We start from the raw sequence: 21,610 nt of genomic DNA on the forward strand, positions 1-21,610 counted from the left end.
GATCTCTCCTCTGCTCAGCCGCTACGCTTGCGCGAGCTTCCTTGCGTCCCGATGCAAATATCGAACAACTTTACGAAAAATCACAAAAACTACGATTTCGACACGGTTTGTTATATTTATGTTAAAAGGCTAGTTATAGTTCCAAGGTTCTTCAAGAAATTAAATATGATTAAATTTTGTTCGGATAAGAAAAATTAATTCGGTTTATCGATTGCCCTCTTTGAAATGTAATTGAGAACCATTTACATTAATTTAAAAGAAAACATTGAGATACTTACAAAACGAAGTGTCCAAGAAAGTAGGCGCCCCCTACTAAGGAATGATTGATATGACAGCACTAATTACTCAATGGCTAGAACGAGACCCTGATCCTAAGACTCGCGAAGAGCTACAACACCTCGTCGATACAAATAATGAACAAGAGCTTACTGATCGCTTTGGATCGCGCCTTGCCTTTGGTACAGCAGGGTTACGCGGCAAAGTGGGCGCAGGTCCAAACCGAATGAACCGTTTGGTGATCCAAGAGACAGCCACTGGCCTAGGAAACTATTTGCTAGAGCAAGTCAAAGATGCCACAAGTCGTGGTGTCGTTATTGGCTACGACGGTCGTCCTGATTCGAAACAATTCGCGCATGATACCGCTTCCGTACTGACTGCCCTTGGCATCAAGGTTTACCTAACGTATGACGTTGCAGCAACCCCAATTGTTGCATTTGGTGTCCGTACATTGAATGCTGCGGCCGCTGTTGTTGTTACCGCTAGCCACAATCCACCAGAGTACAATGGCTTTAAAGTATATTGGGAGAATGGCGCACAAATCATTCCTCCACACGACTCTGGAATCGCAGCGAAAATTGATGACGCAACAACGAAGCCATTACCTTTAATGTCTCTCGATGATGCAAAACAGCACGGTTTGTTAGTTTGGTTGGAAGACGACTACTACCAAACTTACCGTAAAACGATGAACGAAAACGCGCTGCTTACTCCTGACAACAACACCGATATTTCTATCGCTTACACTGCGATGCATGGCGTTGGCGCGAATATGGCGGAAACGCTCCTCGCAGACGCTGGCTTCAAAAAAGTGGCAAGTGTTAAGGAACAGCGCGAACCTGATGGCAGCTTCCCAACCGTCAACTTCCCAAACCCTGAAGAAGCCGGTGCAATGGATATGGTGATGGCATTAGGTAAGTCCGTAGATGCAGATATCGCTTGCGCTAACGATCCAGATGCAGACCGTTTTGCAGTGGCGGTCAAACGCCCAGATGGCGAATATCAGATGTTAACCGGCGACCAAGTGGGTTCACTGTTTGGCGATTACTTGCTAGAACAGCAACCTAATGCTCTGGTTGGCAACACCATCGTATCATCAAGAATGCTGAGTAGCATTGCCAAAGCTCATGGCGCCCAATACTACCAAACGTTAACAGGCTTCAAATGGCTTACTAACGTTGCCATGGAGCAAGAGACAGAAGCCAATCCATTCTTGTTTGCTTATGAAGAAGCGCTCGGTTATACCGTGGGTAATAAGGTGTGGGATAAAGATGGTTTATCTGCAATCGTCGCATTTGCCCAGCTAACAGGTAAACTTAAAGCTCAAGGCAAAACACTATGGGATAAACTGGAAGAACTGTACCGCGAGCACGGTTTCTACTTCAACGCGCAGCGCAGTATCGCTCTCGACCCGAACTCTCCACCAATCGGTGACAAGCTCCGTGCAAACCCACCAACAGAGATTGCTGGTAAAAAAGTTGCAGTAACCGAAGATCTAAAAACATCGGTTCGCATGTTTGACGACGGCTCTGAAGAATCCATTGACTTACCGGCAAGTGACGTATTGATTTATCACCTAGAAGATCAATCACGCGTGATTGTTCGTCCTTCTGGTACTGAGCCAAAACTAAAATGTTACTACGAAGTCATCAACCTCTTCCCTGCGGATATGAGCTATGAACAAGCACAGCAAGCGGCAGAAGCGAAGATGAACGAACTTATCGACGCGCACCAGCAAAGTTTGTAAGTCAAAGAGAAACATAGATATTTGATACAACAAGAGGCGCAAATTCGCGCCTCTTTTTTGATTTTAACTAGAACAAGTCAAGCTAGCCCGTGCTTTTCCCTAGCCTACAATTTCCTTTTGTAGAAAGTACTTGTGGATGCCCTCTGCAGGATAGCCTGAGTACTGCCCTACTTTTTCAAAACCCAATTTGAGATAGAATTCGAGAGCTTGGAAGCTGTAGGTATCCAAATAAACATGGGTAACCCCGTGAGGCTTTACTTTTTCTTCTAACATTGACATTAACTGGCTACCGAGACCAGATGTCCGACTTTCAGCATCTACCCACAAAAACTCAACAAACATCGTATTTTTAAACATTTCGCCAGTCAAGCCACCCATGATCTTGCCATTCTCATCTTTTGCGAAACAGCCTACAGCATGCACTTGCCCTTCAGGTAAATGCAGTCGGTTATAAGATCGAATACCTTCACGAACAAAATCAAGGTCTGTTTGATCTGGATTTAAACAAAATTCAAGCTTCATACATCCTCTCCTTAGGAAACACCAATATCCTAAAACAAAAAGCCAGCAATTGCTGGCTTTCTGGTGGAATATGATAACTTTACAAGGCGAAACTGCTCAGCATCCACAACGCTAGAATAACGAACACTAAACCCATTAATTTATGTTGATACGTGCGGAATTTTTCGTTCTCGAGCAGCCCCTTACCCAATGTGCCTGCCAGCCCAACAAGTAATAAGTTGAATGATAAGCCAAGAACGTTCAACAGTAACCCTAGTGCCAACATTTGCTCACCAGAAGACGCTGTGATATTGCTTGAGACAAACTGCGGCAAAAACATCACAAAAAATACCAACGCTTTAGGATTAAGCAAATTACTCATTAAGGCACGTTGATAATAAGTTGATGCCATTTTGTTTTGATTATCAAGTTCTGGAGCCGAAGATGCCTCAGCTCGTAAGCAGTCCCAACCCATTTTTAACAAGTAAGCGCCACCTAAGAGATGAAGGACTTTAAGGGCGATTGGGCTCATTGCAATCAGGGTAGATACTCCCATTGCAGCAAGCAAAGTAAGAATAACACCAGACGTCGCATTGCCTAAGCTAGCAAACAGACCGACCTTCTTACCGTAACTCATACTAGAGCTCGCGATAAGCAACATATCGGGCCCTGGTAACAGCAACAAAGCCACTACTGCGGTGAGATAAACAGGAAGTACAGATAAATCAATCATGATGGAACCGCTTTTTCTACAACAAAGCGGCGAATGTTATACCAACAAAATGACAACAGCCAGCCCAAAATCACCAAGATAATTCAGAAAATAAAAATCATAGTTTGCTAGGACGAGAAATAACAATCAATTCGCCTATTTATAAAAATCGAATAGCAATTTTGTACAAAAATAAGCACGATGGATCCGTTACACTTCTAAGATGATTTTCTTGAGCAGACCGGATAAAGATGAAAGAAAAGAATAAGGAAATCGCTACCTTCAAGATAGCTCAAGAGCTCGGCGGTTTAGAACTTCTCGATGCAAAGTATGAGAAGCAGAATTTTTCACGCCATAGCCACGAAGGTTACACTATTGGCGTCATCGAGAAGGGAGCACAGCAGTTCTTTCGAACAGGCGGAAATCATATCGCGCCACAGGACAGCATCATCCTTGTAAATGCAGATGAAGTACACAACGGGCATTCGGCCTCAGAAGGCGGTTGGGAATACAAAGCAATGTACCCCGTACCACAGCAGTTTCAGACCTTGGGGCAAGAGCTTGGTTCACCAAATGTAGCTCTGCCCTATTTTCCTCAACCTGTGGTTTACGATCCTGAGCTGGCTAGTCAGTTGCGATTGGTGTTTGAAACGCTAGAAAAATCAGACAACCGACTACTACGAGAAACTTTGATTTACGGCACGTTGATCAAACTAGCCAGCAAACACAGCACCCACCGGGCACCGCTCAAAGAATCAACCAGAGCTCAGCGACAAATACAGTTGGTCAAAGAGTTTTTGGAAGACTTCCCGCAAACGGACGTCTCGCTAGAAGAGCTCGCAAAACTGGCTGGGTTAAGCCCTTTTCATTTGCTAAGAGAGTTTCAAAAACAGTTTGGCTTCCCTCCCCATGCTTATCAAATTCAGCAACGTTTACGTATGGCGAAGAAGCTACTAAAAATGGGACAAAAAATTTCAGATGTGGCACAAGAATGTGGCTTCCATGATCAAAGCCATCTGCATCGACACTTTAAAAAAGCCATGGGCGTCACTCCCGGCCAATACGTCCGTCACAGCTAAAGCAGCAATATTGTACAAGGCGTTATGCGACTACCGAGCTATCTTGGTAGCCTGATTTAGGAATAACTAAGAAGAAACTATGGACCACACTTTGTCGTTACAAGAAGAATCAAAAGCTGCGTTATTTTGGCAAGGCACACTTGCGATGATGCCACTAAGTATCGCGGTGTTACCTTGGGGTTTGCTCGCAGGCTCATTCGCGATTGATACTGGGCTTCACCCTTTGGAAGGACAAGCACTATCCGCCATTCTGTTCGCAGGTTCCGCGCAGCTCGTCGCGATGGGGATGATTAAATCGGGGGCAGGTCTAGTAACCATGTTACTAACAACGTTTTTTATCACCTCTCGACACTTCCTCTACAGTGTATCGATGCGCAGTAAAATTGCACCACTTCCTCTTAAATGGCGGTTATCACTCGGATTCTTACTCACTGATGAGCTGTTTGCGATTGTAGGTCATCATTCCGATAAACAATTTAATCGCTGGTATGCGCTTGGGGCTGGTTTGAGTTTTTACCTGTTTTGGAATATCGCGACATTGACGGGCATTATTGCGGGAAGCCTGATCCCTGAACTGAACGAAATGGGATTGGAATTTGCTGTGGCCGCGACTTTTATCGCAATTGTAGTTCCGACTATTAAAAATATGGCGGTGCTCGCGAGTGTTGTCGTGGCATTAGTGAGCTCGGTCGCCCTAACCTATTACCAAGTGGAAGGAAGTTTGATGATTTCGAGCATTTTAGCCATGCTTACAGGCTACTTTGTGGAACAAGTACAGGAGAAACACTAATGATCATGTTGTCTATTTTACTGATGACGGGACTTGTTTTCACCAGCCGCTACTTGTTTTTAGAACCCAAGCTACCACTGCGATTAGGGACACGTACACAAAAAGTGCTCAACTACGCCAGCCCTGCGGTACTCACTGCGATCTGGGCGCCTATCGTTTTCATTCCCGATGGAGCACTCAGCGTGAATGTGCACAACCCATTTTTATTGGCTGCCTTGCTGGCTGCGTTAATCGCGTACTTTACTAAAAATGTTCTTTTAACGACGGTGATCAGCATGGTGGTATTTCTCGTTCTGCGAATTTGGCTTTAATCCGCCACCCACTCAATCTCCAACAAGGTGACATCACCACACTTTAATCGTCCAAGGAAGATGTCACCTTTATGCACCTCACCAACTCCTTTTGGTGTGCCGGTCATTACCACATCGCCATCTTGAAGTGTTGTGTAACTCGTTAATTCATCCAAAATGGTTAGCGGCGGATAGAGCATCTGGTTAACGTGACCTTTTTGTACACGAACGCAGTTAATCAAGAGCTCTAGGTTAAGATCATTAATATCAATGTTATCCAAAGAGACAAATCGACTAAACACTGCGGAGCCATCAAACGCTTTAGCACGCTCCCAGGGCAACCCTTGTTGTTTAAGTGAAGACTGCAAACCGCGCTTGGTCAGATCCAATCCCAAACCGACCGCTGAATAACGTCCATCTTTGATCAGAAAACAGATTTCAGCCTCGTAATGAAGAGGCTCTTGATGAAATGAACGCAGAGTCGTCGATACGGAAGTCGCGGGTTTATTAAATACCACCATTTGCTCAGGTATCGCATTATCAAGCTCATGAATATGTTCAACGTAATTTCGCCCAACACAAAGCACTTTACCCACTTCTACTTTCTTTTCTTCAACTTGAATAACGCTCATCGCTCTTCCCTGCAAAACAAAAACCTCATCATAATCTAACCTATTGACTTAACGACACTAAATCCCATCCTCTAGTGTGAAAAATAAGACATTCACCCCGTTTTGAGTTTTGTATCATCTAATTGAAACATCACGGTATTTACAAAACAAATAGACAAAAAAGCCAGCACGAGGCTGGCTTTAAATCAATAAGGGTGAATGATTGTTCTCGCTAAATCCTATTATAGGTAGTAACGAGCACCTATCGCCCATTTGTCATCAGTTTCACGACCATGGTCATCATTTAGGTCAAACTGGTAACCCGCGTAACCAACAAATTTAGGCGTGAAGTTGTACTCTGCCTGCAGTGCCATTTCCTCACGAGCGGTTTCTGTTTTAGAATTTTTGAACTCTTTACCTTCAACCATCTCGTAGTTAACGCTCAAGTTTAAGCTGTTCGCTAGAGCGTATGCGATGATCGCTTCGTACGCATCACTTTCCGCCAAACGGTCGCCATTTACACTGAAGTTCATATTTTCATTTGAACCATATACCGCGGCAAGGAACAGACCTTGACCGTAAGCGCCGTAAGATGCAGACACAACATGTGATTCCGCGGTGTGTTTACCTGTGTAAGCAGGGTGTTGGAAGTCACCACCGTTGTATGAGTAGCCAATTTTCGCGCCCATGATTGCGTAAGAAAGCGCAACTTGCATGCGGTCATCGTATTTAAGACCACCAGTGATAGTACCTGCGTCGTTACGCGTGTAATCATCATTTGCGCCTTGCCATCCAAGACCAACGTTAATCACACCTGCTTCGCCTAAATCAAAGCCATTTCGATAAGACAGCATTTTATCCGCACGACCTGTGCCTAGGTTTCCGTGATCGTCGTAAATGAAGTCATTCGCAAACGCAATTGGCATATCCGCGATGCCTGCTACATCATAGTAAGGTGACCATTGCGTACCACCTACTGCACGACCGTAAACCTCATGTGTTAAACCTAAGTAACCTAGACGAGTTTTAAACGACTCTTCACCGCCATCTAAGTAGTTTAGAGCCCATTCACCACGTGCGTCTGCGGTGAAGCCATTGCCTAAATCTTGTGTCGCAGAGATATTGATACGAGGAGAGTTAGTACCAACATCCGTGTCACCTTGCTCTGAACCATTTAGGTTAACAGAAACGTGGCCGCCCATCGAAAATGTTGTGCCATCGTTATTATAAAGTTCCACTGCCACTGCTTGAGTGCCGAAAGTTGCTGCTGCGATTGCCGCTGCTAATAATTTTTTATTCATTTCTAAATCCATTACTTATTAGTTGGTTAGTCAGTTTTAGACCCAGCTCTGATTCACTTTCGTAAAACGAAATGATGAACACAGAAAGGAATACAAAGGCCCTCTGGGGCATCTTTTCCGCCAGAATGGATTTACCTTTGTGTAACAACTGCCGACACTTTATTTGATTAGTTCCTGATAACCGAGTGAAAAATTCTCAGCAAAAAACTAAAAAGCAAACGTTTACTTATCCGAAAAAAATCCAGACGTAAAAACCTTACAAAAAGAAATGCTTTAACGAGATAGCGCTCACAAATACTTGATGATCCCCAACTTTTGAAAATGACTTTCCCGTCAAAATGAAATATTTACTTACATTTTGGAGCAAAAATAGGTTCAGGAACTTTTTGAAAAAAGCACGGTCTCCAATAGAAGGCAGAAAAACCTCAAAAAAGCTAAAACCTTTCTTTTTATAAGAGATATAAGAAGGGACACTTATTCTCGCCAGCAATAAAAGTGCAATCAAATCATAACTTAACAGAAATCTATCTTTCATTTTCAGCGTTTACCTTAGCGTCATCAACACATCGGGCAAGAAAGCCCATCGATTACAACTAGGGTAATAAGAAAATGAAAAAGGCAGCACTAACTACTGCAATTCTTACAGCATTGGTATCAGCACCATCATTCGCAGCAACAGTATACAAAAACGACGGTACTGAATTAAAAGTTGGCGGCCGCGTTGAGTTCCGTGGTGACTTCATCGGTTCAGGTGGTGCTGAAGTTGAAGGCTCAATGGAAGATAAAAGCCGCGCTCGTCTTAATCTAAAAGGTAAAACGGACATCGGCAATGGCCTTTCTGCATTCGGTGTTTACGAAGCCGAGCAAAAAACGGGCAAGAGTGAATTCAAAAACCGCTACATGTATGCAGGTGTCGACTCTGATATCGGTGCTTTCTCTGTAGGTCGTCAAGACATGGCTGCAGTCATCATCTCTGACATGACGGATATCACTGAGTTCTCTGGTGTTCAGCAAGTTATCGATTCCTCTTCTGATAAGCAAGACAGCGTTTTCGCATACCGTGGTGCGTTTGATGCACTACAACTACAAGCAACCTACCAAGCAAACTCTAGTGATAACGAAGATAAATACGGCATCTCTGGAATGTACTCACTGCCAATGGGCCTAGACTTCGGTCTTGCATATTCTGGTGGCGACGTAGATAAAGACAACTCTGAAGATCAAGTTCTAGGTGGTATCGCTTACTCGATGGATAACCTATACCTAGCAGGTACTTATTCTCAAGGGTCCCTGACTGACGCTGAAGACTTTACGGCTTACGAGCTAGTCGCAAGTTACAAAGTAGCGAGCAAAGTGACACTTGCTGCGCTATACACAGCTCAAGAGAATGATCCAGACAACGGTTCAAAATACGACACCGTTGAAGGTATCGAGCTTGTTGGTTACTACAAACTAAACAGCAACTTCCGTACTTACCTGTCTTACTACATCAACCAACTTGACGAAGCAAAAGATGCAACAACAGGTCTAGTAACAGAAGGCGAAGATACACTGCGCCTAGGCGTACGTTACGATTTCTAATTCACTCTTGTCCTAAGAGCGAGTCCACTTGGCCAGCACCTTTGCTGGCCATTTTTTGTGTAACCCAAGATAACTCAATAAGTTTTCACACTATCCAAGCATCGCTCAGCAATGAAAAAGGAGCGTAGCGACTCATACTTCTGCCCTCTTTTAATGCGATTTGTCACTAAGTTAGTGCATTTCTCCTAATAGCCAACCGAACTAAAATAAAAAGACAATTAAAATCAAATAGATAAAAATTGGCACGCGTTCTGCAATATTATTTATGCAAATGCATGGCAGCGTTTGTGCTTCTCGTTCTTTGTACCTGTTATAACAGGCACGTCCTTTGAATTGGTAATGTCGCCTCCCTCTGGGAGGCATTTTTTTATTGGCGCGAAAAACAATAGGACGTATGATCCCGCCACCTCTATCAAACTGGAATTTTTCAATTGAATCATCATCCTGTTCAAGGTGCGTCCTGGATGCTAACAGCTGGCTTGGCATTCGCCATAGTGAACAGCTTCGCCCAAATTGCTAGCATCAACTTTGGTGTCTCTTCCACCACATTCGCATTATTCCAATACGCTATTGCCTTATTTGTCATTCTGCCCTATCTGCGTACACTTGGAATTAGACGCTCACTAAGAACCCAACACTTTGGTTGGCATGCCTTCCGTATTTTTCTCTCTGTTATCGGGATTCAGCTTTGGCTTTGGGCACTCGCTTATCCAGTTCCGATTTGGCAAGGCATTGCGCTGCTGATGACCTCTCCATTATTTGCAACGGTTGGATCTGGCTTGTTACTCAAAGAGAAAGTAGGTACTGCACGCTGGTTAGCAACATTAACAGGGTTTGTTGGTGCTATGATCATTCTTGAACCGTGGGCAGATTCATTTACATGGGCGACCCTGCTTCCTGTTGGCGCCGCATTTTTCTGGGCAGCGTATTCTCTGATGGTAAAGAAAATGTCGGTCAACGATCCGCCCTCAACCATGGTTGTCTATTTATTACTGCTGATAACGCCGTTTAATATCTTATTGGCAATACCGACATTTACGATGCCAAATACCTGGACGATATGGGGCGTACTTTTAGCCGCAGGCGCGCTTACAGCACTCGCTCAATGGGCTATCGTTAAAGCGTACGCAGTTGCAGACGCCTCGTTTGTGCAACCATTTGATCACGCAAAACTGCCTTTGAATGTCGTTGCTGGCTGGTTGGTGTTTGGCTGGGTACCACCTGGTCGTTTATGGCTAGGCGCCGCGATTATTATTGCCTCCATTGCGTTTATTACGCACTGGGAATCGAAAAAGACAAAGCTAGTTGAAAGAAAAGTCTAATTTCAAGGTTCTATATTTTCAGGAAAGGAAATGAGGAACACCATATGAGTCAACCAATCAAAATTACACTGTACCGCTGGGCTGGTAGTTGGGGTCCATTCAAAGTCAATATTCCTTGTGGTGAATGTACGTTAACTAAAGATATTTTGACGGATACTTTTAAAAACGAACTCGCTGATGTCCCCGTTGAACTGGAAGTAAAAGATTGGTTATCACATTGGTGGGAACCATTAAAAGCAGGGGCCTGGCATGCACCGATTCTTATTGTCGAAGGAAAAGTAGTCAGCCAAGGAGAAGCGCTAAACCGGGGCGTGCTTGTGCAATCAGTTATCGCTGAATGGGTCAAACGCGATGAGCTAAAAGGCAACATTGTTTATGGTAAAGCCACCTGCCCTTACTGTGTCAAAGCGAAACAACTACTTGACGATGCTGGTGTTCAATACGAGTATCATGACGTGGTTAAAGACAGCGCCGCTTTGTATCGCATGATCCCCGAAGTAAAAGCCATCATTGGAGAAAAAACGCCGGTAACAGTGCCGCAGATCTGGTTGGATGGAAAGTATGTTGGAGGCGCTGACGATTTAGAAAAGTGGTTAGCAGCAAAGGGGCTAGATAAAGTGCCTAATAATGTCGTGGAGATACCAAGCCAATCCGCTTAGCGTTTGATTCAAATGCCATCCGTCTTTGAGTAGTGGTTTACCAATGTTGTTCAATATGTAGGCTGCCACTAAAAACAAGACAGATAAAAGCAAAAAGCCCTGATTCTTCAATCAGGGCTTTTTAAATTATTTCGCCAGTTTTTTCATAACACGAGCAAAAACAGAAGCTTTTTTCTTCTTCGCTTTACCGTAAAGCGCTTTGTGCATCGCGTCTTTTGCAATCATCTGGCCAATATAAGCACCACCAAGTTCGTTACCCATGACCTTCTCCTGAATGTATTGACTTAACTATGTTGTAATTTTACACCACAATTAGATAAAAACAAGACTGACGTCACATTTATTCTGTAATTAACTTTCAGGTTGGTTCTGATTACTTTTTCGAAACGGGCGTCTATCGCTTAGGTTGTTGGTATGTTTTACCCGCTGCGACGTACGTATCTTTCTGTTTGATTTCAAAGAATGTTTCAAAGAACCACGCAGCAAACTTGATCAAGTGATCGCCTTCATTCATGACGTGCTCCACGTATTCTTGCTCTTCTCCGGACTCGTCTTCTTGAGTGGTAATATGGTAAATACGTTTCTCGCCATCAACTTCTGCAAGACCAAACTGACCCGTTAGGGATTGTGCCGCTTGTGCAACTTCTTCTTCCTCACACGCCTTCAAGACTTCGAGTGCCTTTGGCATGCTTTCTTGCTGAGTAATTTCTTTTACCAGTGTTTCAAATTCGTTTTGTTGCATTCTTTCACCTAACGATTAGAGATCGGATAGTCATTTGGGCAGAAATGTATCCCCAAACTTGAGAGTAGCATCAGGCATTGCCCTCTTCCTCTCAAACTGAGTCATTCAATATACACAATGATCCTGACTTAATTTAGCAGCGCATTTTAGAAAGCTGCCTCTTTCGTTGCAAGTATATTCAGGTGGAAGTTTCTGCTTGAATCGTCCCTTTGGGTACTTTACGAAATTGACTCAATGCAAGCACACAGCAAGAAAGTAACGCAATAAACAAATAAAACACCCCAAGCTGGTTTTGATTCGTGACCCAAGAATCTACCAAGTATCCGCCAAACAACCCGGCTAAACACATTTGAATTGATCCAGATAGCGCAGAAACCGCTCCGGCCTGTTGCTTATGTGGCGACAGCAACAAACTAATTGATACCGGAAACGACATGCCTTGGGCAAAACTTAAACACGTAAATGCCACTAGTAATGCAAATACACTGAAGGGTGTAACCAACAATATGAAGCCAGCAATAGCAACAATCGCGAAACTCATCAGCAAGATTTGCTGAGCTTTGTAACGAGCGTTGATCAAATTAAGCACCAAGCTGCCCGTCAGCAAACCAACTGACGGTATGATCATCAAAGAACCGTAATCTGCCGCCGTTAAGCCTAACTCTTGTTGCATTAAAAATGGATACAAGGAAAGCGTTACCAGAGCCGACAAATAACTAAGCCAGTTGTAGCTCGCACTACCAATCACTTGAGTATTCGTTAACAGGCGCAAATAATTTGCACTCACCTGGCCTACTTTAAATTTTCGCTTCGGGTAAGGCAGCGTTTCTGGCAGCACCAATAAACCAAGCGTAAAAATTGCCATTAAGTAAATCAGCACAAACACAAAGACAGCATGCCAGCTCAGGTGAAAAGCAATCCAACCACCAAACAGCGGAGCAATAATTGGCATCACAGATGCCGTGACTGAAATATAAGATAGCGCTTTGGTTAATTGCATACCGTCATAACTGTCACGCAATACGGAGCGACCAAGCACCGAGGCACTGCCCGCTCCCAAACCTTGAAGTAACCGCCCCGCTTCAAGAGCAATAATGTTGTCCGAAAAGGCGATACAAATAACCGTACCAACTAGGTACACACTTTGGCCCAGAATAAATACTGGTCGACGACCAATCGCATCAGACAATGGGCCATAAAAAAGCTGAGAGATACCGAAACCAACGAGAAATAGTGTGACGAGATTCTGAATCGAATGTTGCGGCAAATTCAAGTCATGACCAATCAATGGTAAAGAAGGAAGATAAATACTAACGCCAACTTGGCCTGTGGCAATGATCATCATCGCTAATAACAATGGTGTTTTACGCAAACGTTCCTCCTACTTTGTGACAGATTGATGGCAAACAGTGTATATTTGATACTCAAAGATGATAATCAGCTAAGTTGGAAAGGAATTAATTCCCAAGGAGACACAATGGACTGGATTCAAAGCGTGAAGAGTTATATTCGTGTGGTCGAAGAAGGTAGCTTTAATGCTGCAGCTCGGAAACTCAATACCACCAGCTCAGCTATCAGTAAACGAGTTCAATGGCTAGAAGATAAAATTGGCGTTCAGCTACTTAAACGCACGACCCGCTCTATTAGCCAAACCGAAGCTGGTGCGCTGTTTTATCAACGAGCAAAAAATCAGTTGGATTCATGGCAATCAGTATTAGATGAAACTCGCTCAGTCAATCAATCACCAGCGGGGTTATTGAAAATTGGCGCGACACTGGCGGTTGGTTCTAAGTTTTTGGTGCATTACCTAGATGATTTTCTTGAGAAATATCCAGACATTACGCTTCAATTAACGACAACGCTACCGGACCAATTGCCAGAGCTAAGCTTAGACCTGTTTATTAGCCGGGAATTAGAGCAACTTAATTCGCTAAGTTTCAAAGCCACCGCACTTTTCGAACATAAAGCCCAGTTTTACGCCGCGCCTAGTTACCTAAAAAAATATGGCACCCCACAATGCGTTGAGGATCTGACAGAGCATAATGTCCTGATTTGGGGTGAAAAGCCCTCACGAGAAATCAAAACCAATCGAGGCAAACGTATCAGCTTGTCCGGTAACTTTGCCACGACCAACCCAGAAGCGCTGTTTCATGGTGCCAAAAGAGGCATGGGTATTCTGATGACGAATAACGTCATGATCAAAGATGATCTCAAATCCGGAGCGTTAGTGCCTATCTTGCCCGATATCACGGCGGATAAAGCCACTGTATATGCCTACTATCCAAAGCTGGATTATCAACATACCCGGACTAAGCTGTTCCTCGATTATCTCAAATCGCGATTAGAAGAGGAGAAGCGTGCTTAGCTTGAATTTCTAGCGCTATATATCGATGAGGTTCAAGCATAAAAACATGAAAGTAATGATTTGTTCGTTCACAAAATTTGAAAAATTCGCCTTAGTAACCGATAGTTTATTTGATGCATATCAAATAATAATTCTTCGTGTCTCACACGATATGGTAATCACAACGCTAGGTGAAATGCTCAATGGGTCAGGTACAAATCAGTTTCCACAAAATTGATGAAATATTGAAGCTAAACGGCACGGCTCAGCTAAACCGAGTCACGTTAGATATTCATCAACAATTGCAGAGCCATTGCACTTGCGTTGTAGAAGTTGCGCATCTTCAACATTCGGCTCATACCATCTCCTTCGCTAGCAATGGAAAAATTACAGACAATCTAAGCTACCACCTTTCAGGCACCCCCTGTGAAAAAGTGGCAAAAGACATTGGCGAACATATTTTCTATCAGGACCAAGTTTACAAACGCTTTCCTGAAGATCAGATGTTTCAAGAGGATGGTATTCAAGCTTACATTGGTCTGCCATTAAAGACACAAAATGGCGAGGTTCTGGGAATTTTATTGTCCACCTTTACCCGAAGCATCCACGCTAAGGAAGCGCAAGATATCCTCGACTTCCACCGCTTTTATGCCAATGTCATTATTCACAGCTTACGTGAAAAGTGGGTCAGTGAACGTTCAGATAAGCTTCTTAATCAGCTTAGCTATGAAGTATCGCATGATAACCTAACTGGACTGCTCAACCGTAGCTGTTTAGCTGATACCTTGGAGACATTGACGCAACAGGCCACTCGTCCATTCAGTTTGGCTTACCTAGACATCGATAACTTTAAATCGATCAATGATATCAACGGAAACTACATCGGCGACCAAATCATTAAGTTTACGGCGAACGCCATTCAACAAAGCTTGTCATCGCCAAACAACGCTTTTCGTGTCGCAGGAGATGAATTCGCCTTCATTACTTACGACGAAGATCCTGTCGCCGTGTGTCAGGAAGTACTCGACAAAATTGAAAGCGGCTACAGCGACAAATCTAACCGAATTTCTTTCACTGTTAGTATTGGTATCGCGCGCGCACCAGTACATATGTTGAACAGCGATGAGCTAATTTTGAATGCCAGTCTCGCTCTCAAAGACTGTAAAAAACATCGCGATACACGAATTCAGCATTACGACACACACCTTAGCGCCCTTTATCACCGTAGAACGCAGCTTATTGAAGCTATGCGCATTCAACTTAGCGCTGACATACATGATAGCGAAGAGTTGTATGTCGTTGTTCAGCCAATCGTAGATATCACAAGCGATCGCTGGAATTACTTTGAAATCCTAGCCCGCTGGAACAGCAATGTTTACGGAAACATCTCCCCTGCGGAATTCATTGAAGCTGCCGAACAATCAGGCCTGATTATCGAGTTGGGTGAACGTATTATTGAACTCGCATGTATCGCAAAACAAGAGCTAGAAGCCAACTTAGGATACAAAGTCAAACTCTCTATCAATTGCTCTGCGTATGAGCTGGTCGACTCTAACCGCTATATTAACCACCTAACTAACATGGTTGAAAAGTATCAGCATGAAGCAAAAGACTTTGTTATAGAGCTCACCGAGACCGTTTTACTCTCGCAAAGTGGCCGTGAACAGATGGTACTTAACTCATTGCGGTACTTAGGTTTTAAGGTCGCGTTGGATGATTTTGGTACGGGATACTCCAGCTTGAATTACATACACAATTATCCGATTGATAGCATTAAAATCGATGCAACCTTCGTTCAAAACATGCTCTCAAATACAACCTCTGAACAAGTGGTGTTTTTGATAGCGCAATTAGCAGAACTGCTTGATGTGGATTTGATTGCCGAAGGCGTAGAAGACGATAGAGCACTACAAAAGTTAATTGAAATGGGCTGCCACTACATTCAAGGCTATTTCTACTCTCGCCCACACAGTGTTGATGAAATCGTACACCTGATAAATGAACGTGAAGTGCGGAGCGCCTAAGAGCTCTAAACAAGCCACGGTCATGGAATGTAAATCTAGCTAATGCATAAAGTAAAAGAGACCAAGCTATACTTAGTCTCTTTTTATTTTTTGAGCGAAGTACTTTGTTACAGCACTGCTTTCTCTTTATCGCGTAATAGCTTATCCATTTCATCTCTGTTCGCGACAAAGGTTGCCATCTCTTTCTTAGGAACAGAGCTCGCCATTGGGATGTTTGCTCGCATGGCGTTAACTGGACGGCCGTATTCAATCAATTCATAGTGAAGGTGTGGCCCTGTCACTCGACCTGTTTTACCTGAAAGACCGATACGCTGGCCTCGAGAAACCTTTTGCCCTTTCTTCACCAGAATCTTACTTAGGTGTAAGTAACGGGTTTTGTATTTGCTGCCATGCTCAACAACCACGTAGTTACCCGCATAAGGGTGTTTACGAGTCATGATCACTGTACCGTCACCAGTAGAAACGACTGGAGTACCGGTTGGTACGGCAAAGTCAGTACCGTTGTGTGGCGCGACACGCCCCGTTACTGGATGTAAGCGATTAGGATTGAAGCCAGAACTGATACGCCAACGGCTACTTACAGGATAACGCTGGAATGCGCGCTGCAAGCTCTCGCCTTTGGCATTGTAGAATTGACCATCGGTATGAAGGTAAGCTGTGATTTCACGTCCGCGATTGTAAATCTTAATCGCCTCAATTTCGTTCTTGCCCGTTGGTATACCATTGATGCTTTGCGAACGACGAACGACTTCAAATCGATCACCTGCACGAAGATCACGCCCAAAGTTGAGCTGCTCTTTGAGTAAGCTCACAACTTGACTCACTTCTGCCGACGTTAGACCTAATCGACTTGCAGAAGAAGAGAAACTGCCTTGAATAACACCAACCAATGGTTCTTGGCGCCACACGCCAGGAATCGAGATATCGGTAAAGTCATAGCTACCATCACTATTTAGTTGGTAGACCACTTTATCTGCAATAGAAAATTGCAGTTCCATTTTCTCTAACTCACCTGTCGCATCATCACGCCAAAAACGGAGCGTATTGCCCGGCTTTAGTGTATCAAGTGCAAGGTAGTTCAAATCCGTTTCCATTACTTTCATTAACGAGCTGTAACCGAAACCGAGCTGGCTAAAAATAGTGCTTAGGTTGTCACCAGCTTGGATTTGATATTCGAAGTTCGGGGGAGTGACAACTTCGGCAGTTGTCGCATCAAGAATTTTTTCAACGACCTGAGATTCAGGCAGGTTCAATGCGATGGTTTTGGTTAAAGATGACTCTTTGAGAGAGTGAGAAACACCAATCGCAACTAAAACTGGCAAGGAGTATACCAGCAGCGCTCTACGACTTGTCAGATTCGGCAACCGTCTTGTAATTTCATTTGTAGACACGGGAATTACTATCTCCTTTCAAACAAGGCTCATAGCTTATGCATTCCCGTATAAGAAATCACTATGAAATTTCGAGATCTAGCGCAGAAAACACTGAATTTTTACAGAACTCAAAAAAAATTCATCACTGTTGCATATGTAAGTTATTCCCTACACGCTTTAATGTGGATGAATTTAATTGATTTGGCGTATCTGCCATTGCTTGATCGTCACCATGCGCTAAATATGAAAGCGTGATAATGGCATCACTTTCCCATGTGATTTGGGTAAATTTAACGCGATCACCGACAAAAATACTGTCTAAAAGGACAACTCGGCTCGGCACGGGGTCAAACTTGAACAAGCCAACATAGTTAAACGAACCGCTACCTTGTGTCGTTACAATCATCGGTGCAGCAATCCATGAAACACTCTCAATCTCACGCTGACTAATAAACGCAGTTGGAACGAGTACCTGACCTTTTGTCGCACCTGCATCATAATCGCCTATCAAATAGCCGTTTTCTTTATCCCACTCATCAAGAAAAGTGACCGCTCCCTGCTCTGGTACTTGAATCGTCCATGGGTTGCGTGAAGTAATTCCCAGCGTCTCTTGCACAATAACATTGGTTTCTACTTCCGTTTGAGGGAACTTAGCCATGATCTCTTCATCAGACAAACTAAAGCGATAAACACCCGCGATCACAACCACGACCAATAATACGATCGGAATAAGAAGAATAAGTGGTATCGGCAGGATTCTTTTGTGAGCCATGAAGACTTCCTTGTTTAAAGGTATAAATGAAAAAGCGAGTATAGCATTGTATACCCAAATGATTTCATCCCTTCAAGTGTTTCAAAATTAAACTAAACTGACTGTATCCAAATGATTTTCAAGCCCAGAGTTCATAACTTGCCACTGACACTGCTCTCAGTGTTCCAAATTCATTGGTGTATTGGGAAGAATAGGTAATCACGATGACAACAACCATTCATACATGCGAATGCGCTTGCGGTTTAGTTGAGCTCCGTTGTAAGGGAGAACCCATCCGTACGTCTGTCTGCCATTGTTTTGAATGCCAAAAGCGGACAGGCAGTGTGTTTGGGGTACAGGCTCGCTTTGATAAAGAGCACGTAACTTTAAACGGTGAGGTCACCTGCTATACGCGAATGGGGGATGATGGCAGCGAGGTTCAGTATGAGTTTTGCCCTTCTTGCGGCACGACAATGCGCTTATTGGTCTCTACATTTCCTGAAATCATGATCATTCCCGTCGGTCTTTTTACTGATAAAGAGTTCCACCAACCAACGGTTTCAATCTATGAACAGAGGAAACATGGATGGGTGAGTTTCGAATGTACAATGGAACACATCAGGTAGGGGAAATCCCCCTCTATGTCGTTATCACGGTCAACGCAAAAGCTCTATAAATGAGATTTTTTTGAGAATGATCAACCGAGTTTTACTGTAAGGGGTTTCGTAACGCGGTGTGAGCGTTATAATCGGCTCCTAACATTTGGTGGGGTTTTATTGTGATTTCCAGACTTCCTCGTTGGGTGGAATATGGCGCGTTTCTACTTGCCCTTCTCGCGGGCTGCGTCAATGCCGTTGGTCTTCTCGGCTTTCAACATCAAGCGATAACACATCTTTCGGGAACCGTAACTCAGCTAGGGAACAGCTTGTTAACAGGTGTGGATAGCTCCATTCACCTGCTCTTCATCGTATTTAGCTTTTTGATCGGTGCTGCCTTTAGCGGCTTTTTTATTGAGAGCAGTGCGTTAAAACTAGGGCGAAGATATGGTGTTGCACTGTGCATAGAAGGGAGCTTGCTCCTACTCAGTTTGGGCTTTTTGGTGCAAGGGGATTTGTACGGCCAATATCTAGCGTCAGCAGCATGTGGATTACAAAACGCAATGATCACTACATTCAGCGGCGCAGTAGTCAGAACCACACATATGACTGGGATCATCACCGATCTGGGGATTATGATTGGAGAAAGCTTAAGAGGTCGTCAATTTGATCGACGTAAAGCAAAGCTATTCCTATTCATTTTCTTCGGATTCTTGCTGGGCGGTGTCGCAGGAGCCGCACTATTCGTGGTGTATGGATTATATACGCTCGTTTTCCCTGCAATATTGGCTTTCGCTACGGCTCTGATCTACTGGAGTTACCTTTACGTGCTTAGTCGCCAACAAAAAGCATAAAATTTCGAACCGATTGAGGCCGAATGCTTCAATCGGTTGTAGCTCAACTCTCTCACCGCTGCACTTCATAATAAACGTTTTATCGTGTTGTAACGCAGCTAAAAAACCTTATAACAGCTAGGGCTAACAGGGCTCCCGGCAAAAAGTTAGTTAGATCAAAGTCACATTTGTTTACCGTTTTATTATTCCAGTCACAATGCGCCCCATAATTCTCTGCGCTGCCCGCGCTCCGTGCTACAATTTTCTAACACAAGCAACATATTCGTATACACTTATACGTTATTTGACCAATTACCCGACAAATCGGCTGAATAACTAGATGTATTTAATGAATAGTATTGCAATGGATGCAGTTTGCGGGTACCCTCCGCAAAACTGTGATTAAATACGGATGTTTAGTGAATATTTATGTCATGGAAATGGCAAGTATTGACTAGTAGTAACACGAGACAACTATGCATAATACCACTAATGCTACTGAAGCACCTAAGGGCAACTTTTGGATGTTTTTCATCCCTTCCCTTATCGGTCTTCTACTCTTTATGGCTCCGATCTCATACGATGGCGGCCTAACTATCCCTGTTGCGGTTATGGCAAAAGTCATCCCGGCAGTATTAGGCGATACCTTGATCGCTATCGTCACCAGTATCATCGCTTTCATGGCAGTCGCTTCTGTTCTTTGCAAAATTTTCAAGCCTGCAGCGATTTTACGTAATGGATTTTTAAACGGTCTTTTCAATCCATCGCCACTTTGGCTTATTGTTCGCTTAATCGGTGGTGCAGCCGTATTAATGACATTCTTCCAAGTGGGTCCAAAAGCGATTTGGGAAGAAAATACAGGAGGCCTTGTTCTTACCGGTCTTCTACCAACTTTGTTTGCGGTGTTCATTTTTGCGGGCCTACTCCTTCCGCTTCTTCTGAACTTTGGTCTTCTTGAGCTGTTTGGCGCATTACTGAGTAAAATCATGCGCCCGGTATTCAACCTGCCTGGCCGTAGTGCAATTGACTGTATGGCGTCTTGGTTAGGCGACGGCAGTGTTGGTATCTTGCTAACCAGCAAACAGTACGAAAATAAATTCTATACTCAGCGTGAAGCCGCTGTTGTCGGGACAACGTTCTCAGCAGTATCGATCACGTTTAGCTTAGTGGTTATCGCTCAGGTACAGTTAGAGCATCTGTTCCTACCTTTCTACGGCGCAATCTGTTTAGCAGGTATTGTCGCTGCGGTTATCATTCCTCGCTTACCGCCGCTAAGCCTGAAGAAAGATCGCTACATTGATGGCAGCAACCCAGATAAAGATGCTGACGCCGTACCAGAAGGCCACACCACATTCTCATGGGGTATGGATCTAGCACTTAAGCGCGCGGGTCAGGTAACATCTGTTCAGTCTGTATTTAAAGAAGGCGTACATAACGCAATCGACATGGTGTTTGGTGTACTGCCTGTGGTTATGGGTCTAGGTACCGTGGCATTAGTGATTGCAGAGTACACTCCTGTATTTGAAATTCTAGGTCAGCCATTCATTCCATACCTAGAGCTACTGCAAATTCCAGAAGCTGTCGCCGCATCACAGACTATTGTTGTTGGCTTTGCGGATATGTTTATTCCAGCAATTTTAGCGGCATCAATTGATAATGAAATGACACGTTTTGTTATTGCAGCAATGTCAGTAACTCAGCTTATCTACATGTCAGAAGTTGGCGCCCTACTACTAGGCAGCAAAATTCCAGTAAACATTGTAGAACTGTTCGTTATTTTCATTCTGCGTACGCTAATCACATTACCTGTGATTGCTGGTGTTGCTCATCTGATTTTCTAAAATCAAAGCATCAATCAACAAAGGCTCCGCATTGTCGGGGCCTTTTTTATGTCTAAAACTCTATCTACAGCTCTATTCAGATCACTTAATTAGCAAACGCTCATAACTTACAACGAACAGCTCCAATCACGCCCCCTTTTACGACAGTTAAGTCGCTCTCATCTCACCAATAACGCCAACCTGAATCACTATGCTTTACGCAATTCTTTTCATTATGACGTTTTCATTAACAGAGCG

General features: G+C 43.8%; 22 protein-coding genes. 12 read left to right on the top strand and 10 right to left on the bottom strand.

Annotation, left to right across the window (positions count from 1 at the left end):
• Positions 1 to 328: 328 nt before the first annotated feature.
• Complete coding sequence (locus tag NL645_RS04440) at positions 329 to 2,023, top strand: phospho-sugar mutase (RefSeq protein ID WP_253651280.1); 1,695 nt, start codon at positions 329 to 331, stop codon at positions 2,021 to 2,023.
• Positions 2,024 to 2,122: 99 nt separating this feature from the next.
• On the opposite strand, the gene NL645_RS04445 is transcribed toward NL645_RS04440, so the two are convergent.
• Both NL645_RS04445 and NL645_RS04450 read right to left on the bottom strand, forming a co-directional pair.
• A complete protein-coding gene (locus tag NL645_RS04445) occupies positions 2,123 to 2,545 on the bottom strand; it encodes a GNAT family N-acetyltransferase (protein WP_253651281.1) in 423 nt (140 codons plus the stop codon).
• Positions 2,546 to 2,624: 79 nt separating this feature from the next.
• On the bottom strand, positions 2,625 to 3,257 hold the full coding sequence (locus tag NL645_RS04450; protein ID WP_006742069.1) for a LysE family translocator: 633 nt from the start codon (positions 3,255 to 3,257) through the stop codon (positions 2,625 to 2,627).
• Positions 3,258 to 3,487: 230 nt separating this feature from the next.
• Between NL645_RS04450 and NL645_RS04455 the strand changes: the two genes are divergently transcribed.
• The 3 genes from NL645_RS04455 (at position 3,488) to NL645_RS04465 (ending at position 5,416) form a co-directional block, all read left to right on the top strand.
• A complete protein-coding gene (locus tag NL645_RS04455) occupies positions 3,488 to 4,315 on the top strand; it encodes an AraC family transcriptional regulator (protein ID WP_006742070.1) in 828 nt (275 codons plus the stop codon).
• 79 nt (positions 4,316 to 4,394) lie between these two features.
• Complete coding sequence (locus NL645_RS04460) at positions 4,395 to 5,105, top strand: AzlC family ABC transporter permease (RefSeq protein WP_253651282.1); 711 nt, start codon at positions 4,395 to 4,397, stop codon at positions 5,103 to 5,105.
• Entirely contained in the window at positions 5,105 to 5,416 is a 312-nt protein-coding gene (locus NL645_RS04465; protein ID WP_006742072.1) for an AzlD domain-containing protein, read from the top strand. The genes NL645_RS04460 and NL645_RS04465 overlap by 1 nt, the downstream gene beginning before the upstream one ends.
• On the opposite strand, the gene NL645_RS04470 is transcribed toward NL645_RS04465, so the two are convergent.
• The 3 genes from NL645_RS04470 to NL645_RS04480 form a co-directional block, all read right to left on the bottom strand.
• Complete coding sequence (locus tag NL645_RS04470) at positions 5,413 to 6,027, bottom strand: fumarylacetoacetate hydrolase family protein (protein ID WP_065645772.1); 615 nt, start codon at positions 6,025 to 6,027, stop codon at positions 5,413 to 5,415. The genes NL645_RS04465 and NL645_RS04470 overlap by 4 nt on opposite strands.
• A 221-nt stretch (positions 6,028 to 6,248) precedes the next feature.
• On the bottom strand, positions 6,249 to 7,307 hold the full coding sequence (locus tag NL645_RS04475; protein ID WP_005391188.1) for a porin: 1,059 nt from the start codon (positions 7,305 to 7,307) through the stop codon (positions 6,249 to 6,251).
• A gap of 256 nt (positions 7,308 to 7,563) precedes the next feature.
• Positions 7,564 to 7,842, bottom strand: a complete 279-nt coding sequence (locus NL645_RS04480) for a hypothetical protein (protein ID WP_253651283.1) — start codon at positions 7,840 to 7,842, stop codon at positions 7,564 to 7,566.
• Positions 7,843 to 7,916: 74 nt separating this feature from the next.
• On the opposite strand from NL645_RS04480, the gene NL645_RS04485 reads away from it, so the two are divergent.
• From NL645_RS04485 to NL645_RS04495, 3 genes are all read left to right on the top strand, one after another.
• On the top strand, positions 7,917 to 8,888 hold the full coding sequence (locus NL645_RS04485; RefSeq protein WP_253651284.1) for a porin: 972 nt from the start codon (positions 7,917 to 7,919) through the stop codon (positions 8,886 to 8,888).
• A gap of 464 nt (positions 8,889 to 9,352) precedes the next feature.
• Entirely contained in the window at positions 9,353 to 10,210 is an 858-nt protein-coding gene (locus tag NL645_RS04490) for a DMT family transporter (protein WP_053809570.1), read from the top strand.
• Between the two features lie 44 nt (positions 10,211 to 10,254).
• Positions 10,255 to 10,869 (top strand): glutaredoxin domain-containing protein, encoded by a 615-nt coding sequence (locus tag NL645_RS04495; RefSeq protein ID WP_053809571.1) that lies wholly within the window; start codon positions 10,255 to 10,257, stop codon positions 10,867 to 10,869.
• Between the two features lie 126 nt (positions 10,870 to 10,995).
• Here the strand turns inward: NL645_RS04495 and NL645_RS23090 are convergent, their stop codons facing one another.
• From NL645_RS23090 to NL645_RS04505, 3 genes are all read right to left on the bottom strand, one after another.
• Positions 10,996 to 11,130: a hypothetical protein gene (locus NL645_RS23090; protein ID WP_005391196.1), complete on the bottom strand. Its 135-nt coding sequence runs from the start codon at positions 11,128 to 11,130 to the stop codon at positions 10,996 to 10,998.
• A 133-nt stretch (positions 11,131 to 11,263) separates the two neighbouring features.
• Complete coding sequence (locus tag NL645_RS04500) at positions 11,264 to 11,611, bottom strand: hypothetical protein (RefSeq protein ID WP_005391198.1); 348 nt, start codon at positions 11,609 to 11,611, stop codon at positions 11,264 to 11,266.
• A gap of 178 nt (positions 11,612 to 11,789) precedes the next feature.
• Positions 11,790 to 12,983: a multidrug effflux MFS transporter gene (locus tag NL645_RS04505; RefSeq protein WP_253651285.1), complete on the bottom strand. Its 1,194-nt coding sequence runs from the start codon at positions 12,981 to 12,983 to the stop codon at positions 11,790 to 11,792.
• A gap of 105 nt (positions 12,984 to 13,088) precedes the next feature.
• Between NL645_RS04505 and NL645_RS04510 the strand changes: the two genes are divergently transcribed.
• Positions 13,089 to 13,976: a LysR family transcriptional regulator gene (locus tag NL645_RS04510; protein WP_253651286.1), complete on the top strand. Its 888-nt coding sequence runs from the start codon at positions 13,089 to 13,091 to the stop codon at positions 13,974 to 13,976.
• Positions 13,977 to 14,158: 182 nt separating this feature from the next.
• Positions 14,159 to 15,979, top strand: a complete 1,821-nt coding sequence (locus NL645_RS04515) for a bifunctional diguanylate cyclase/phosphodiesterase (protein ID WP_006742077.1) — start codon at positions 14,159 to 14,161, stop codon at positions 15,977 to 15,979.
• A 107-nt stretch (positions 15,980 to 16,086) separates the two neighbouring features.
• Here NL645_RS04515 and NL645_RS04520 read toward each other — a convergent pair whose 3' ends face one another.
• Complete coding sequence (locus tag NL645_RS04520) at positions 16,087 to 17,370, bottom strand: peptidoglycan DD-metalloendopeptidase family protein (RefSeq protein ID WP_309248899.1); 1,284 nt, start codon at positions 17,368 to 17,370, stop codon at positions 16,087 to 16,089.
• Positions 17,371 to 17,494: 124 nt separating this feature from the next.
• Positions 17,495 to 18,124 carry a hypothetical protein gene (locus NL645_RS04525; protein WP_203342804.1) on the bottom strand — a complete coding sequence of 210 codons (630 nt, stop codon included), beginning with the start codon at positions 18,122 to 18,124 and terminating at the stop codon, positions 17,495 to 17,497.
• 203 nt (positions 18,125 to 18,327) lie between these two features.
• On the opposite strand from NL645_RS04525, the gene NL645_RS04530 reads away from it, so the two are divergent.
• The 3 genes from NL645_RS04530 to NL645_RS04540 all read left to right on the top strand — a co-directional run bounded on the left by NL645_RS04530 (position 18,328) and on the right by NL645_RS04540 (position 21,373).
• A complete protein-coding gene (locus NL645_RS04530; RefSeq protein WP_012842460.1) occupies positions 18,328 to 18,729 on the top strand; it encodes a GFA family protein in 402 nt (133 codons plus the stop codon).
• A gap of 152 nt (positions 18,730 to 18,881) precedes the next feature.
• Entirely contained in the window at positions 18,882 to 19,553 is a 672-nt protein-coding gene (locus NL645_RS04535; RefSeq protein WP_005391213.1) for a YoaK family protein, read from the top strand.
• Between the two features lie 455 nt (positions 19,554 to 20,008).
• On the top strand, positions 20,009 to 21,373 hold the full coding sequence (locus NL645_RS04540) for a YjiH family protein (protein WP_031780191.1): 1,365 nt from the start codon (positions 20,009 to 20,011) through the stop codon (positions 21,371 to 21,373).
• The last annotated feature ends 237 nt before the right edge of the window (positions 21,374 to 21,610 follow it).

Source organism: Vibrio sp. Y51_MX_L26, assembly GCF_024181935.1.
Taxonomy (GTDB): Bacteria; Pseudomonadota; Gammaproteobacteria; order Enterobacterales; family Vibrionaceae; genus Vibrio; species Vibrio diabolicus.

Excerpts from the sequence above, each read along its gene's own strand:
- NL645_RS04440 (WP_253651280.1), top strand. The coding sequence starts at position 329 with ATGACAGCACTAATTACTCAATGGCTAGAACGAGACCCTGATCCTAAG.
- NL645_RS04445 (WP_253651281.1), bottom strand. The coding sequence starts at position 2,545 with ATGAAGCTTGAATTTTGTTTAAATCCAGATCAAACAGACCTTGATTTT.
- NL645_RS04450 (WP_006742069.1), bottom strand. The coding sequence starts at position 3,257 with ATGATTGATTTATCTGTACTTCCTGTTTATCTCACCGCAGTAGTGGCT.
- NL645_RS04455 (WP_006742070.1), top strand. The coding sequence starts at position 3,488 with ATGAAAGAAAAGAATAAGGAAATCGCTACCTTCAAGATAGCTCAAGAG.
- NL645_RS04460 (WP_253651282.1), top strand. The coding sequence starts at position 4,395 with ATGGACCACACTTTGTCGTTACAAGAAGAATCAAAAGCTGCGTTATTT.
- NL645_RS04465 (WP_006742072.1), top strand. The coding sequence starts at position 5,105 with ATGATCATGTTGTCTATTTTACTGATGACGGGACTTGTTTTCACCAGC.
- NL645_RS04470 (WP_065645772.1), bottom strand. The coding sequence starts at position 6,027 with ATGAGCGTTATTCAAGTTGAAGAAAAGAAAGTAGAAGTGGGTAAAGTG.
- NL645_RS04475 (WP_005391188.1), bottom strand. The coding sequence starts at position 7,307 with ATGAATAAAAAATTATTAGCAGCGGCAATCGCAGCAGCAACTTTCGGC.
- NL645_RS04480 (WP_253651283.1), bottom strand. The coding sequence starts at position 7,842 with ATGAAAGATAGATTTCTGTTAAGTTATGATTTGATTGCACTTTTATTG.
- NL645_RS04485 (WP_253651284.1), top strand. The coding sequence starts at position 7,917 with ATGAAAAAGGCAGCACTAACTACTGCAATTCTTACAGCATTGGTATCA.
- NL645_RS04490 (WP_053809570.1), top strand. The coding sequence starts at position 9,353 with ATGCTAACAGCTGGCTTGGCATTCGCCATAGTGAACAGCTTCGCCCAA.
- NL645_RS04495 (WP_053809571.1), top strand. The coding sequence starts at position 10,255 with ATGAGTCAACCAATCAAAATTACACTGTACCGCTGGGCTGGTAGTTGG.
- NL645_RS23090 (WP_005391196.1), bottom strand. The coding sequence starts at position 11,130 with ATGGGTAACGAACTTGGTGGTGCTTATATTGGCCAGATGATTGCAAAA.
- NL645_RS04500 (WP_005391198.1), bottom strand. The coding sequence starts at position 11,611 with ATGCAACAAAACGAATTTGAAACACTGGTAAAAGAAATTACTCAGCAA.
- NL645_RS04510 (WP_253651286.1), top strand. The coding sequence starts at position 13,089 with ATGGACTGGATTCAAAGCGTGAAGAGTTATATTCGTGTGGTCGAAGAA.
- NL645_RS04515 (WP_006742077.1), top strand. The coding sequence starts at position 14,159 with ATGGGTCAGGTACAAATCAGTTTCCACAAAATTGATGAAATATTGAAG.
- NL645_RS04525 (WP_203342804.1), bottom strand. The coding sequence starts at position 18,124 with ATGGCTCACAAAAGAATCCTGCCGATACCACTTATTCTTCTTATTCCG.
- NL645_RS04530 (WP_012842460.1), top strand. The coding sequence starts at position 18,328 with ATGACAACAACCATTCATACATGCGAATGCGCTTGCGGTTTAGTTGAG.
- NL645_RS04540 (WP_031780191.1), top strand. The coding sequence starts at position 20,009 with ATGCATAATACCACTAATGCTACTGAAGCACCTAAGGGCAACTTTTGG.